Annotated in this window: 15 protein-coding genes; 7 read left to right on the top strand and 8 right to left on the bottom strand. The window is 65.0% G+C overall.

Annotated elements, in window-relative coordinates:
• Positions 1–82 precede the first annotated feature (82 nt).
• On the bottom strand, positions 83–604 hold the full coding sequence (gene moaB / locus KBZ15_RS07490) for a molybdenum cofactor biosynthesis protein B (protein WP_255014589.1): 522 nt from the start codon (positions 602–604) through the stop codon (positions 83–85).
• Positions 605–693: 89 nt separating this feature from the next.
• Between moaB and KBZ15_RS07485 the strand changes: the two genes are divergently transcribed.
• Entirely contained in the window at positions 694–960 is a 267-nt protein-coding gene (locus KBZ15_RS07485; RefSeq protein WP_255014588.1) for a MoaD/ThiS family protein, read from the top strand.
• Positions 953–1,414, top strand: coding sequence for a molybdenum cofactor biosynthesis protein MoaE (locus KBZ15_RS07480; RefSeq protein ID WP_315859862.1), 462 nt, complete (start codon positions 953–955; stop codon positions 1,412–1,414). The genes KBZ15_RS07485 and KBZ15_RS07480 overlap by 8 nt, the downstream gene beginning before the upstream one ends.
• Positions 1,415–1,425: 11 nt before the next feature.
• On the opposite strand, the gene KBZ15_RS07475 is transcribed toward KBZ15_RS07480, so the two are convergent.
• The 4 genes from KBZ15_RS07475 to moaC are packed head-to-tail and all read right to left on the bottom strand — an operon-like array spanning position 1,426 to position 3,731.
• Positions 1,426–1,707: a hypothetical protein gene (locus KBZ15_RS07475; protein WP_255014587.1), complete on the bottom strand. Its 282-nt coding sequence runs from the start codon at positions 1,705–1,707 to the stop codon at positions 1,426–1,428.
• The gene (locus tag KBZ15_RS07470) at positions 1,704–1,973 is read right to left on the bottom strand and encodes a hypothetical protein (protein ID WP_255014586.1); all 270 of its coding nucleotides are present in this window, start codon (positions 1,971–1,973) and stop codon (positions 1,704–1,706) included. Before KBZ15_RS07470 ends, KBZ15_RS07475 begins: the two co-directional genes overlap by 4 nt.
• A gap of 44 nt (positions 1,974–2,017) precedes the next feature.
• Positions 2,018–3,253, bottom strand: coding sequence for a molybdopterin molybdotransferase MoeA (locus tag KBZ15_RS07465; RefSeq protein WP_255014585.1), 1,236 nt, complete (start codon positions 3,251–3,253; stop codon positions 2,018–2,020).
• Positions 3,246–3,731, bottom strand: a complete 486-nt coding sequence (gene moaC / locus KBZ15_RS07460; protein ID WP_255014584.1) for a cyclic pyranopterin monophosphate synthase MoaC — start codon at positions 3,729–3,731, stop codon at positions 3,246–3,248. The genes KBZ15_RS07465 and moaC overlap by 8 nt, the downstream gene beginning before the upstream one ends.
• A gap of 34 nt (positions 3,732–3,765) precedes the next feature.
• Here moaC and KBZ15_RS07455 point away from each other — a divergent pair, with 34 nt between their 5' ends.
• The 4 genes from KBZ15_RS07455 to KBZ15_RS07440 all read left to right on the top strand — a co-directional run bounded on the left by KBZ15_RS07455 (position 3,766) and on the right by KBZ15_RS07440 (position 9,135).
• On the top strand, positions 3,766–5,100 hold the full coding sequence (locus tag KBZ15_RS07455; RefSeq protein ID WP_396123416.1) for an MFS transporter: 1,335 nt from the start codon (positions 3,766–3,768) through the stop codon (positions 5,098–5,100).
• Between the two features lie 42 nt (positions 5,101–5,142).
• A complete protein-coding gene (gene ppk1, locus KBZ15_RS07450; RefSeq protein WP_255014582.1) occupies positions 5,143–7,281 on the top strand; it encodes a polyphosphate kinase 1 in 2,139 nt (712 codons plus the stop codon).
• 227 nt (positions 7,282–7,508) lie between these two features.
• The gene (locus KBZ15_RS07445) at positions 7,509–8,456 is read left to right on the top strand and encodes a sigma-70 family RNA polymerase sigma factor (protein ID WP_255014581.1); all 948 of its coding nucleotides are present in this window, start codon (positions 7,509–7,511) and stop codon (positions 8,454–8,456) included.
• A gap of 4 nt (positions 8,457–8,460) precedes the next feature.
• Positions 8,461–9,135 (top strand): diacylglycerol/polyprenol kinase family protein, encoded by a 675-nt coding sequence (locus KBZ15_RS07440; RefSeq protein WP_255014580.1) that lies wholly within the window; start codon positions 8,461–8,463, stop codon positions 9,133–9,135.
• Here the strand turns inward: KBZ15_RS07440 and KBZ15_RS07435 are convergent.
• Positions 9,128–10,210, bottom strand: coding sequence for a 3-deoxy-7-phosphoheptulonate synthase (locus tag KBZ15_RS07435; RefSeq protein WP_255014579.1), 1,083 nt, complete (start codon positions 10,208–10,210; stop codon positions 9,128–9,130). The genes KBZ15_RS07440 and KBZ15_RS07435 overlap by 8 nt on opposite strands.
• Before the next feature lie 153 nt (positions 10,211–10,363).
• On the opposite strand from KBZ15_RS07435, the gene acnB reads away from it, so the two are divergent.
• Positions 10,364–12,979: a bifunctional aconitate hydratase 2/2-methylisocitrate dehydratase gene (acnB, locus tag KBZ15_RS07430; RefSeq protein WP_255014578.1), complete on the top strand. Its 2,616-nt coding sequence runs from the start codon at positions 10,364–10,366 to the stop codon at positions 12,977–12,979.
• A gap of 58 nt (positions 12,980–13,037) precedes the next feature.
• Here acnB and KBZ15_RS07425 read toward each other — a convergent pair whose 3' ends face one another.
• Both KBZ15_RS07425 and KBZ15_RS07420 read right to left on the bottom strand, forming a co-directional pair.
• A complete protein-coding gene (locus KBZ15_RS07425) occupies positions 13,038–13,199 on the bottom strand; it encodes a hypothetical protein (RefSeq protein WP_255014577.1) in 162 nt (53 codons plus the stop codon).
• A gap of 186 nt (positions 13,200–13,385) precedes the next feature.
• A partial coding sequence (locus tag KBZ15_RS07420) for a glycosyltransferase (protein WP_255014576.1) occupies positions 13,386–13,806 on the bottom strand: 421 nt, incomplete at its 5' end.

Here is a 13,806-nt window from a genome sequence, read left to right as displayed (position 1 = left end):
GCTCCCTTCCTAACCCACTCCTGACCTATCCCCCCTGGATGTACTCCCCCTGCACGGAGCGGGATCTCAGGGTTGCTGAGGCTTATGGGCCAGCTTGACCATCCTGCGACTCTCGCAACCGCGGCAGCAGCTGAACCAGGTTGCAGGGTCGGGTGGCGCCATTGAGCTGGGCGGAGATCAGGCGATCCCAGGCCGTTTGCACCGCATCAAGGGAACCCGGCAGCACGAAGATCACGGTGCCGTTGGCAACTCCCGCCAGGGCTCGGCTCTGCAGGCTGCTGGTGCCGATCGTTTCAAACGACAGCACACGAAACAACTCTCCGAAGCCCTCGATCGTCTTGTCGAGCAGGGGCGCCACCGCCTCCGGCGTGCCGTCGCGGCCGGTGAGCCCGGTGCCGCCACTGCTGATCACCACCTGCACGCCTGCATCGGCAATCCAGCGGCTCACTTCAGAGCGGATCTGATAGCGGTCGTCTGGCACCAGCAGGCGCTGCACCAGCCGGTGGCCGGCAGCCTCAAGCCGCTGCTGCAGGGCGTCACCGCTGCGGTCGTCTTCCAGGGTGCGCGTGTCCGACACCGTGAGCAGGGCGATGGCGAGGCTCACGGGCAGGGCTCAGGCGTTTGGGGCATTCTGAGTGGCGGAGCCAGGCGCTCGATAGTGATCGCTCCGCCCGAACCCTGCCCCTGCAAGCCATGGCCGTCTCCGCTGATCCGCCATCGCAAGTGCAGGTGCGCCTTTTCGCCGGCTTGCGAGAAGCGATGGGCTGGAGCGAGCAACTGGTCGAGCTAGCCCCAGCAGCTGACGCCACACCTCACCAGCTTTGGCGGCAACTGGGTCTGCAGCCCGCCCATCCCCCGGCCGGCGTGCGCGTGGCAATCAACCAGCAGTTCGCCACCTGGGACGCCAGCCTGGCCGCTGGCGATGAGCTGGCCTTCCTGCCACCGATCAGTGGTGGCTGACGCGATGTTGGCAATCCAGCTGGAAACGAAGCCGTTTGAGCCGCTGCATGCCCTGGCCGAGTGGCATCAATTACTGGCTGCAGAGCTGGGAATGCTGCCTGCGGCCGAGAGTCATTTCGTGGGCCGCGTGCGCCCCAGCGGCGCCAACAACTCGCCCCTCACAGCTCTGGAGCTGGAGCACTACCCCGGCATGAGCGAGGCCTGCATCGCCTCCCTGGCGGCCGCCGCCGCGGACCGGCACGGGGCGACTGCGGTGCTGGTGAGACACCGCATCGGTCTGGTGTTGCCGGGAGACGCCATCGTGCTGGTGGCGGTAGCGGCCGACCGCCGCGGCCCGGCCCTGCGCTGCTGCCAGGCGCTGTTGGAGGCCCTCAAGCACGACGCCCCCTTCTGGAAAAGGGAGTGGCACGCCGATGGCAGCAGCGCCTGGATCACGGGCAATACGGCCCTGTAAAGCCATGCCCCTCAGCTCCTGTACACCGCGTCGTGACTGCCAATATCAATAGGGATCAGGCCCTGTACATCGATTATCAGCTCCAGGGTGATCCTGTAGCTGATGTTGATCGGCACGGAATGCAAGCCCTGCAACCGCCCCTTGAGGGCATGCAAGCGCAATGACGGATGACGCGGATTCGCTGCCAGCAGCAGCAGCGTCTTGCGGTAGGTGTCACGCAACTCAGGGTGACGCTGCAGAAAACGGGCCGCGCGCCTGTTGTAGCGCTCCGTGAACAGAAGGGTCCAACTCAAGGCCGCTCAGCCGCCAGGGCATCCAATCGCGCCAGGTGATCGTCCACAGACTCCTGAACGCATCGCCCGGCGGCCACATCAGCGCGTGTCTCCTGCAGGGCCAGCTCCAGCTCCAGATCCCGCAGCCGCTGGAACTCCTCAGCTTCCAGCACCACATACCTGAGGCGGCCGCGAACCGTCACGCCTGCCTCGCGTTCGTGCTCCAACGCCCGTGTGATCGCACTCACCCCAGCGGTCTTCAGCTCGTTGGCCGAGAGGATCTGCATCGCACGTGTGCCAGGTTCTTAAACAATACGAACAACCGCACGCTTCAGAGCAGCGGCAGCCGCAGCAACTGCGCCCACAGCTCCGTGCCCGCCTCCAGGGCCCCCAGCTCCGCCGGGATCTCCAGCAGCAGATCCGCCCCCTGCAGCGAGCCGATCCGCGAGGAGGCCTGGGACCCTGCCACCCGGGCCAGCAGCCCGCCATCGGGTGCCACCACGAGCTGGCCCCGGGCCAGCTCCGGCCGCCCCGCCCCCCGCCGCAGCGGCTCCTGCAGCCGCACCTTCAGCCGCGGCAGCAACTGGGGCTCCGCCCCCTCAAGCCGCTGCAGGGCCGGCCAAAGCAATTGCAAAGCCGTGACCGCCGCCGCCACCGGATTGCCCGGCAACCCGAAAAAGGGCACCCCGGCAACCTGGCCCCAGGCGAATGGTCGCCCCGGCTTGAGGAACAGCTTCCAGAAGTTCACGGCCCCCAGCTCCGCCACCAGCGGCCGAATCCAGTCGCTGTCGCCGGCGGAAACCCCACCGGTGCTCACCACCACATCGCAACCGGCCGCCAGCTGAAGCAAGGCAGCCCGCAACGGCTCCGGTTGGTCCCCAACCACCCGTTGATCGGCCACCGCATAACCGAGTCGGTTGAGCAGAGCCGTGAGCAAGGCCGAATTGCTCTCCCAGATCTGGCCCGGAGCCCGCTGCCTCCCTGGCGGCAACAACTCATCACCACTGATCAACAGACCCAGCCGCGGCCGCTGGGTCACCGTCAGCTGGCACACCCCGCAACTGGCCAGGCGTCCCAGCTCCGCCACCCCCAGCCGCTGGCCCGCCGCCACCAGCTCCTGACCCGCAGCCGCCTCCTCTTCGGGCCCGCGGATCCAAACGGAGGCTCCACAGGGCTTCAGCAACTCCAGCTGATCCCCCTCCACCCCCACCAGCTCCTGTGGCACCACCCGGCCACTGCCCTCGGGCACCACGGCGCCGGTGAGGATCCGCACCGCCTCACCCGCTGCCACAGCTGCGCCAAAGGGGGCACCGGCGGCCGAGGTGCCCCGCAGACGCCAGCGGGCTCCCACTAGCGGCTGCTCGGAGCCGGCAATGGCGTAGCCATCCATGATCGAGGCCCGAAAGCCCGGCACAGCCTCGCCAGCCAGCACCGGCTCAGCGGTGATACGGCCCAGACAGGCCGCCAAGGGCAGCTGTTCCACCAGCCCCAGGGGTTGAAGCTGCTCCAGAATCCGCTCGCGGGCCAGCTCCAGCGGCAGGCCCTCCGGGCCGAAGGGTTCACCCATGCCGTTGCCACTCCCCACCGCGGCCGCCACTCTTGGCCAGCAGCCGCACCGGACCGATGGTCATGGCTGGATCGGCGCTCTTGAGCATGTCGTAGAGGGTGAGCAGGCCCACCTGCACGGCCGTGAGCGCCTCCATCTCCACCCCGGTGGGACCGGTGGTGCGGGCGGTGGCCGTCAGGTGCAGGCCACTGCCATCGGCGGCGGGCTCGAGCTGCACGCTCACGCCGCTGAGGGCGATCGGGTGGCAGAGGGGAATCAGTTCCCAGGTGCGCTTGGTGGCCTGGATTGCCGCCACCCGCGCCACCGCCAGCACATCCCCCTTGGGGGCGCGGCCCTCCAGCACCAGGGCCAGGGTGGCCGCCTCCATGCTGATGAACCCCTCAGCGGTGGCCTGGCGGGCGGTGGCGGGCCGATCGCCCACCTCCACCATGTGCACCTCGCCGGCGGCGTTGAGGTGACTCAACTGGGGTGCTGTCATCTCCTCCTCCTCAAACCGGGCGCCAGGCCCAAGCATGGAATGCCCGGCGCCAACCGTCCTCGCCTCCCCCCATAACGTGAGGAATCCCAGCCGCCCGGCCATCTCCCGCCCCTCCACCTTCTTCTGCGCCTTCCTCACCCTGCTCAACGACCGGCTGGGGGAGTCGATCGTGTTTCCGCTGTTGCCCTTCCTGCTGGCGAGCTTCACCGGCGACGGCCGGGTGCTGGGTCTGCTGGCCGGCAGCTATGCGGTGGCCCAATTTGCCTTCACGCCCCTGATCGGCGCCCTCAGCGACCGCTTCGGCCGCAAACCGGTGATCAGCATCTGCGTGGCGGGCTCGGTGCTGGGCCTGGCCCTATTTGCCCTCACCGTCAGCCTGCCCTGGCGGAGCCTCTGGCCCGCCGCTGACGCCGCCGGGCTGCCCCTGGCCCTGTTGTTTGCCGCCCGGCTGATCGATGGAGTGAGCGGCGGCACCGCCGCCACCGCCAGTGCCGTGCTGGCCGACATCTCGCCGCCGGAAAAACGGGCCAAGGCCTTCGGCCTGATCGGTGTGGCCTTTGGCCTGGGTTTCATCCTCGGCCCGGCCCTGGGGGGGCTGCTCGGCCAGATCAACGTCACCCTGCCGCTGGTGCTGGCGGTGGCCATCGCCGCCCTCAACCTGGTGCTGGTGCTCACCCTGCTACCGGAAACCCACCCGGCGGCGGCCCGGCGGGCGATGCCACGCAAACGGGATCTCAACCCCTTTGCCGCCCTGCAGCGGGTGTTCACCAACCCCCAGGTGCGGCGGCTGTGCGTGGCCTTTTTTCTGTTTTTTCTGGCCTTCAACGGCTTCACCGCCGTGCTGGTGCTCTATTTCAAGCAGGCCTTCAACTGGGGGCCCGGCCTGGCGGCGGCGGCCTTCCTGGTGGTGGGCGTAGTGGCCACGGTGGTGCAGGGCGGCCTGATCGGCCCCCTGGTGAAACTCTGCGGTGAATGGCGCCTCACCCTGGCCGGCCTGGGCTTTGTAATCGCCGGCTGCCTGCTGATCCCCCTGGCCACAAAGGCCAACGCCCAGCCGGTGGTGTTCAGCGCCGTGGCGATCCTGGCCCTCGGCACCGGCCTGGTCACCCCCTGCCTGCGCAGCCTGGTGTCGCGCCGACTCGACAGCGAAGGCCAGGGCGCCGCCCTGGGCAGCCTCCAGGGACTGCAGAGCCTGGGCAGCTTCCTGGGGCCGCCCCTGGCGGGCCTGGCCTACGAAACCAGCGGTCGCCAGAGCCCCTTCTGGCTTGGCATCGCCCTGCTGGTGGGGGTGGCCCTGCTGGTGGCTGGCGGCCTGCCGGGCCAGGGATCAGGGGGGATGACAACCTCGATACACGGTTCAGAAGGCTGAGATTGCTACCTTGCGAACCATCGAGCCCGGGGCGGCACGGCCATGGCAAAAACTGAGGCGCTGCTGGCCCCTGAGCTCTACATCAACCGCGAGCTGAGCTGGCTCGATTTCAACTACCGGGTGCTGGCCCAGGCCCTCGACGAGTACACGCCCCTGCTGGAGCAGGCCAAGTTCAGCGCCATCTTCAGCAACAACCTCGACGAATTCTTCATGGTGCGGGTGGCATCACTGAAGTCCCAGATCGAAGCGGGCGTAAGCACCCTCAGCGACGACGGCCTCACCGCCCAGCAGCAGCTCCAGGCGATCCGGGCCAAGCTGCGGCCCCTGCTGGAGATCCAGCAGCAGCACTACCGCCATTCACTCAAGAGCCAGCTCTCCAGCTACGGCGTTCACCTGATCGACTACGCCAACCTCAACGAAGGCCAGCGCGAGTGGATCGAGACCTACTTCCAGAACGCCATCTTCCCGGTGCTGACCCCCCTGGCGGTGGATCCCTCCCACCCCTTCCCCTTCATCAGCAACCTCAGCCTCAACGTGGCCGCCCTGGTGCGGGATCCGGATACGGGCCAGCAGGAGTTCGCCCGGGTGAAGGTACCCCAGAAAAACCTGCCCCGCTTTGTTCAGATTCCTGCCCAGCTGAGCGGAAAACAGCCCGAGCCGGTGTACACCGCCGTGCCGCTGGAGCAGGTGGTGGCCTTCAACCTCAGGCTGCTGTTCCCAGGCATGCATGTGGAAGGTCACTACTTCTTCCGCGTCACCCGCGACGCAGACCTGGAACTGCGTGACCTGGAAGCCGATGACCTGATGGAGGCCCTGGAGGAGGGGCTGCGCAAACGTCGCCGCGGCGGCGAGGTGGTGCGGCTGGAGGTGGCAGACGAAATGCCCGAGGTGGTGGTGCAACTGCTGATGGAAGGCACCGCGGTGGAAGCCGAGGACGTCTATCGGGTGAACGGCCCCCTGGGCCTCGACGACCTGATGAGCCTGGTCGCCATCCCGCTACCCCAGCTGAAGTTCAAGCCCCACAAGGGGCGCACCTCCCCCGCCCTGGCCCGCACCCAGAAGGGCCAGTTGGAAGACGGCTCGATCAAGGCGGAGGAATTCGAGAGCATCTTCTCGGTGATCCGACGCGGAGACGTCCTGCTGCACCACCCCTACGACCTGTTCTCCACCTCGGTCGAGGAATTCCTAAACCAGGCCGCCGATGACCCCCTGGTGCTGGCGATCAAGATGACCCTGTACCGCACCTCAAAAAATTCAGCTGTCGTGGCAGCCCTGATCCGGGCAGCCGAAAACGGCAAGCAGGTGATGGCCCTGGTCGAGCTCAAGGCCCGGTTTGACGAAGACAACAACATCCAGTGGGCCAAGCAGCTGGAGGCATCAGGGGTGCACGTGGTCTACGGCGTGCTGGGCCTCAAAACCCACACCAAGATCCTGCTGGTGGTGCGCAAGGAAAAGGAGCGTCTCAATAGCTACGTGCATATCGGCACCGGTAACTACAACTCCAAAACTTCCAGCCTCTACACCGACATCGGCCTGCTCACCGCCCGGCCCGAATTCGGGGCCGACCTGGTGGAACTTTTCAACTACCTGACCGGCTTCTCCAAACAGCAGAGCTTCCGGCGGCTACTGGTCGCACCCGTCACCCTGCGCAGCCGCATGGAAGGCCTGATCCGGCGTGAAATCGACCACGCCCAGGCCGGCCGGGGGGGCCATATTCGGGCCAAGATCAATTCCCTGGTCGACCCGGCAATCATCGCTCTGCTCTACGAAGCCTCCCAGGCTGGGGTGACCATCGAACTGGTGGTGCGGGGCATGTGCAGCCTCAGGCCAGCTCTAGAAGGCATCAGCGATGGCATCACTGTGATCAGCGTCATCGGGCGTTTTCTCGAGCATTCGCGCATCTTTTGGTTTGGCAATGGCGGCGAAGCTGAATTGTTCATCGGCAGCGCCGACTGGATGTCTCGAAACCTTGACAGGCGCGTGGAAGCCGTTGCCCAGATTGAGGATCCGCGCCTGCGCCACCAGCTCGAACAGATTCTCGATCTATACCTTCAAGACACCGGTGCCTGGCACATGAACAGTGAGGGCCAGTTCCACAAGCGTCAGCATGGGGGCGAACAACATCTCGTGCAGCAAGAAATGGTGAAGCGCTGGCGAGGCGGCCTGATAGCAGCCACTTAGGCCTGGAAAATGGCTTGGAAAAATCGGCGCAACCTTATTGAACGGCAGCAATCCATACAGGAAGCCTTACCAATCAAGAGGCAGTGTGCAAAGGAGTGCTACATTCCTGTCAAATTCAATTCGGAGGCTTGGGTGTGGGGACGCCTTTGCAATCCGTTCCTGACGTTGTTGACAGCAACGTTGCGGAGCGATCGCCATCAGAGCTATCAAGCCAACCGCCATCCTTGATGGCGTCCACAACAGCAGCTAAACCTGCCAAAGCCAAGGTTGTGCTGCCCCGCACCGGCGGTCGCGTCAGTGCCGATTCGATCGGCTGGTATCTGAGCACCATCGGCCGGGTGCCCCTGCTCACCGCAGCCGAAGAAATCGAGCTGGCCCACCACGTGCAGGCGGGCAAAAAGCTGCAGGAGCTACCCGCCGAGGAGCACACCCCCAGGCACAAACGCCAACTGCGCATGGCCCAACGGGCCCGCGACCGCATGATGGCGGCCAACCTGCGCCTAGTCGTCAGCGTGGCCAAGAAGTATCAAAACCAGGGGCTGGAGCTGCTCGATCTGGTTCAGGAAGGGGCGATTGGCCTGGAGAGGGCCGTCGACAAATTTGACCCGGCAATGGGGTACAAATTCTCCACCTATGCCTACTGGTGGATCCGCCAAGGAATGACCAGGGCAATCGACAACAGCGCCCGCACCATTCGCCTCCCAATTCACATCAGTGAAAAGCTCTCCAAGATGCGCCGCATCAGTCGGGAGCTTTCCCATCGACTGGGTCGCCAACCCAACCGGCTAGAGCTCTCCCACGCCATGGACATGGCTCCCCATGAACTGGAGGAGCTGATGACCCAGAGCGCCCCCTGCGCCTCGCTCGATGCCCATGCCCGCGGCGAAGAAGACCGCAGCACTTTGGGGGAACTGATCGCCGATCCGGCCAGCAACGAGCACATGGACTCGATGGACCGCCATATCCAGAAAGAGCACCTGGGCGCCTGGCTCTCCCAGCTGAATGAGCGGGAACAGAAAATTCTCAAGCTGCGCTTTGGCCTGGAGGGTTCCGATCCCCTCACCCTCGCTGAGATCGGCAGGCTGATCAACGTCTCCCGCGAGCGGGTGCGCCAGCTGGAGGCCAAGGCGATCATGAAACTGCGGCTGATGAGCAACTACCAGCAGGCCGCCTGAGCCAGTGCCCGGCGGCTGGCCGCAACAACTCATCGGCGTTGCCGCAGTGGCTGGCTGGCTCACCCTGCTGGCCATCGCCGCCCGCCAGGTGCGGCAACGCTGGAACGGCCAGAGGGAGTGGAGTCGCAAGCTGGTGCACATCGGCACCGGAGCTGTGGTGCCGATCGCCTGGGCCTGCGGCACCAACCGGCTGATCGCCATCCCAGCCGCCGGGGCGATCACCCTGCTGGCGGCGCTCAACCACCGCTTCCGCCTGTTGCCGGCCATCGAGGATGTGGGCCGCCGCAGCTACGGCACCGTGGCCTACGGCGCCTCCATCACCTTGCTGCTGCTGCTGTTCTGGCCCCAGCAGCCGGCGGCAGTGGCCGCCGGGGTGCTGGTGATGGCCGTCGGTGATGGCCTGGCCGGGCTGCTGGGGCCCCTGGTGGCCTCCCCAAGCTGGCAGCTCTGGGGCCAACGCAAATCCGTAGTTGGCACCGCTGCCATGGCAGCGGGCAGCCTGGCCATGCTGCTGCTGGTACGCCAGCTGGCGCTCAATACGGGCCTTCCCCACCCGGAGCTTTCCCCCCTGATGGCCATCACGGCGGTAGCTGTGCTGTTGGAGCAGGTGGCGGTGGGAGGCCTAGACAACTTCACCGTGCCGCTGGCAGCCGGCTGGCTCTGGCAACGGCTCAGCTGAGCACCAACTGGGTCTGAGCCACAGCCTGGGCCAGGGTGTCGAGGGCAGCAGCGGTGGTGGCCAGATCAATGCAGGCATCGGTAATGCTCTGGCCGTAGGTGAGCGAGGCGCGCTGGAGCTGGGCCAGATCGGAGGGAATCTTTTGGCTGCCGGCCACCAGGTGGCTCTCCAGCATCACGCCCATCAGCTGGCTGGAGCCAGCCCGCAACTGCTGAGCCACCTCGCTTGCCACCTCACTCTGACGGCGGTAATCCTTGTTGGAATTGCCGTGGCTGCAGTCCACCATCACCCGATGGGGCAGCCCCGCCTTGGCCAGCTGGGCGGCAGCCTGATCCACCGCCTCAAGGTGGTAGTTGGTTCCCCCCTTGCCCCCCCGCAACACCAGGTGGCCATCGGGATTGCCGGTGGTCGAGACAATCGCCGCCTGGCCGTCGCCATTGATGCCGAGAAAATGGTGGGGCCGGGCCGCGGCCTCCATCGCGTTGATTGCCGTGATGGCACTGCCATCGGTTCCGTTCTTGAAGCCGATCGGCATCGACAGCCCCGAGGCCATCTCCCGGTGGGTCTGGCTCTCGGTGGTGCGGGCGCCGATGGCGGTCCAGCTGATCAGGTCTGCGATGTATTGGGGCACAACCGGATCCAGCAGCTCGGTGGCGGCAGGTAGCCCCATCTCGGCCAGGTGCAGCAGCAGGCCGCGGGCCAGCCGCAAACCGGTGTTGATGTCATAGCTGCCGTCGAGGTGGGGATCGTTGATCAGCCCTTTCCAGCCCACGGTGGTGCGGGGCTTCTCGAAATAGACCCGCATCACCACCTCCAGCTCGGCGCGGTGGCGCTGGCGCGCTTCGGCGATGAAGTCGGCGTACTCGTGGGCCGCCGCCACGTCGTGCACCGAGCAGGGCCCCACGATCACCAGCAGGCGGGAATCGCGGCCATGCAGGATCGCTTGAATCCGCTGCCGGGCCTGCTGCACCGTGCTGGCGGCCCGATCGCTGAGGGGGAGGTCCCGATGCAGCACCGCCGGAGGCACCAGCGGCCGGGTTTCCACGATGTGGAGATCGCTGGTGATGGCGTGCATGAAGTGCAGCGCAGGATTGGTTCAGCCTAGAGAGCGCTCAGCCAGCGGCCCCTGCCAGCTGGGCGTGCACCGCGATCAGGATGTTCTGCAGCCTTCGTCACCAAGACCCCGGGGGCCGCCAAGAAGAATGGGAAGCAGATGACGCACAAGGGCATGTCCCCAGCCACCTTCCTCAGCAGCTACCGCGCCGCCGCCGCCGAGCGCGAAGCCCTGGGCGTACCTGCCCTGCCGCTAACCGCCAGCCAGGTCCAGGCGCTCACCGAGCTGCTGGCCGCCCCCCCCGCTGGCGAGGAAGCTTTCCTGCTGCGCCTGCTGAGTGAGCGCATCCCACCCGGCGTCGATGAGGCCGCCTATGTGAAGGCCGGCTGGCTCAGCGCCGTGGCCCAAGGCAGCGCCACCAGCCCCCTGCTGGGCCCGATTGAGGCGGTGCAGCTGCTGGCCACCATGATTGGCGGCTACAACGTCAGCCCCCTGATCGAGCTGCTCAGCAACTCCGATCCGGCCATCGCCAGCGCTGCCGCCGAGGGGCTGAGCCGCACCCTGCTCGTCTACGACGCCTACAACGACGTGCTCGAGCTGGCGGCAGGCAACGCCTATGCCCAGCAGGTGATCAATAGCTGGGCCGCCGCCGAGTGGTTCACCGCCAAGGCCGAGCTGCCCGCCGAGATCACCGTGACGGTGTTCAAGGTGGAGGGCGAAACCAACACCGACGACCTCTCGCCCGCCACCCACGCCACCACCAGGCCCGACATCCCCCTGCACGCCATGGCGATGCTGGAAACCCGCATGCCCGGCGGCCTGGAGCTGATCAGCCAGCTCAAAACCAAGGGCCACCCGGTGGCCTACGTGGGCGATGTGGTGGGCACGGGCAGCTCGCGCAAATCCGCCATCAACTCGGTGCTCTGGCACACCGGCAGCGACATCCCCCACGTGCCCAACAAGCGCGGCGGTGGTGTGATCCTGGGCGGCAAGATCGCGCCGATCTTCTTCAACACCGCCGAAGACTCCGGCGCCCTGCCGATCGAGTGCGAAGTGAGCGCCCTGAGCAGCGGCGATGTGATCACGATTCGCCCCTACGCCGGCACGATCGAGCGCTCCGGCGGCGAAGCGAACGCCGGCGAGATCGTGGCCCGCTTCGAGCTCAAGCCCAGCACGATCAGCGATGAGGTGCGCGCCGGCGGCCGCATTCCGCTGCTGATCGGCCGCTCCCTGACAGACAAGGTGCGCGCCCAGCTGGGGCTGGCCGCCAGCGACCTGTTCATCCGCCCGGTGGCCCCGGCCGACACCGGGCAGGGCTTCACCCTGGCCCAGAAGATGGTGGGCAAGGCCTGCGGCCTGGCGGGCGTGCGCCCCGGCAGCAGCTGCGAGCCCCTGATGACCACCGTGGGCTCCCAGGACACCACCGGGCCCATGACCCGCGATGAAATGAAGGAGCTGGCCTGCCTGGGCTTCTCCGCCGATCTGGTGATGCAGAGCTTCTGCCACACCGCCGCCTATCCCAAGCCGGTGGATCTGAAAACCCACGCCGAGCTGCCGGATTTCATGGCGTCGCGCGGCGGTGTGGCCCTGCGCCCTGGCGACGGCATCATCCACAGCTGGCTCAACCGCATGCTCCTGCCAGACACCGTCGGCACCGGCGGCGACAGCCACACCCGCTTCCCCTTGGGCATCTCCTTCCCGGCCGGATCGGGCCTGGTGGCCTTCGCCGCCGCCATCGGCGCCATGCCGCTCGACATGCCCGAATCGGTGTTGGTGAAATTCACCGGCTCCCTGCAGCCGGGCGTGACCCTGCGCGATGTGGTGAATGCAATTCCCTACGTGGCGATCCAGCAGGGGCTCCTGACGGTGGCCAAGGAGGGCAAGAAAAACGTGTTCAACGGCCGGATCATGGAGATCGAGGGGCTGCCCGATCTCAAACTCGAGCAGGCTTTTGAACTCACCGACGCAACCGCCGAACGCTCCTGTGCCGGCAGCACGATCAAGCTCAGCATTGGAACGGTGAGCGAATACCTGCGCAGCAATGTGGCCCTGCTCAAAAACATGATCGCCCGCGGCTACGGCGACGGACGCACCCTGGCGCGCCGCATCCAGGCCATGGAGGCCTGGCTGGCCAACCCGGTGCTGCTGGAGGCCGATGCCGATGCCGAATACGCCGCCGTGATCGAAATCGATCTCGATCAGATCACAGAGCCGATCCTGGCCTGCCCCAACGACCCCGACAACGTCAAAACCCTGAGCGAAGTAGCCGGCGCGCCGATCGATGAGGTGTTCATCGGCAGCTGCATGACCAACATCGGCCACTACCGCGCCGCCGCCACAGTGCTCAAGGGCCAGGGCGAAAATGCCGCGCGCCTGTGGGTATGCCCACCCACCCGCATGGACGAGGAGATGCTCAAACAGGAGGGCTACTACGCCATCTTCGAAGCGGCCGGCTCCCGCATGGAGATGCCGGGCTGCTCCCTGTGCATGGGCAACCAGGCCCGGGTGGAAAACGACACCACTGTGTTTTCCACCAGCACCCGCAACTTCAACAACCGCCTGGGCAACGGCGCCCAGGTGTACCTGGGCAGCGCCGAACTAGCGGCGGTGTGCGCCCAGCTGGGGCAGATTCCTTCGAGGGTCGAATACCTGAAGATCGCCGCCGAAAAGATCGATCCCAACGGCGCCGAGCTCTACCGCTACCTCAACTTCGATCAAATCGAAGGATTTGGCGACAGTGGCCGAGTGGTGAGCAGCGAAGAGGAGTCCAGGGTGCTCGCGGGTGTGTGAGGGATTCGGCCTTTCTACATGCCTAGGTTAAAAAACCCTTCAAAAGGACTGCGGTCCTTTACCTGAAGCTCAGTTTCATCAACCACAAGCGGAAAGCCACACCTACGCTCAAACTGAAAAGCCATTGCATCACCAGCAGTTCGAAGAAGATCATTGGATAGACCCTCCACCATCCTGTATTGCTTTTGCGCTCCTGCGCATAGTCCTTGTCGAGTCGCATGCTAGACGCCTGACATTGATTCAGCTGAGAGAATTCAAAAGAACAGGCTTGTTATTTTTAAGTTTCGAAGCTCACCGCTGCCCGCCCGAGAAGCCCAGCCGATCTAAGGCAAACATGCAGCCTACTAGTTATATTATAGGCGACTTTCTGCCTTAGCCGGATTATATCACACTTTTCAAGAGACTATTATGGTTTTTGATAAAATTCCATTCTTTTATTAACCGCCTTGATTGAAAACATTTTTTCTACTGTTATCCTGCCCGCCATGCCAATTCTCCTTCTCAAAGCAACGTCAGAATAAAGAATTTGAATAGTTTCCTGAGCCTCGTGGCTCGTTTTAAATAAATAGCCATTTTCACCATGTCGGATGTGCTCTGCGTAGCCACCATAGTAGAAACAAACTACAGGGACACCCGAAGCCATTGCCTCAAATACAACGCGACCAAATGTATCCACATGAGTGCCACTACGATAGTAAAAAACGTCCAGCTGATTCATAAATCGTTCAGCCGGCAGTGCGCCTTCTTGCGTCAATAATAAGTTTCCATGCTTAGGGAGCTGATCCCTTAGAAAACTACCTCCCTGTATAAAAATTTTGTATCCTAGG

The organism is Cyanobium sp. BA20m-p-22 (assembly GCF_024346275.1).
Taxonomy (GTDB): Bacteria; Cyanobacteriota; Cyanobacteriia; order PCC-6307; family Cyanobiaceae; genus Cyanobium_A.
Note: the sequence above shows the minus strand (reverse complement) of the source record. Positions and strands in the feature narration are given on the sequence as shown.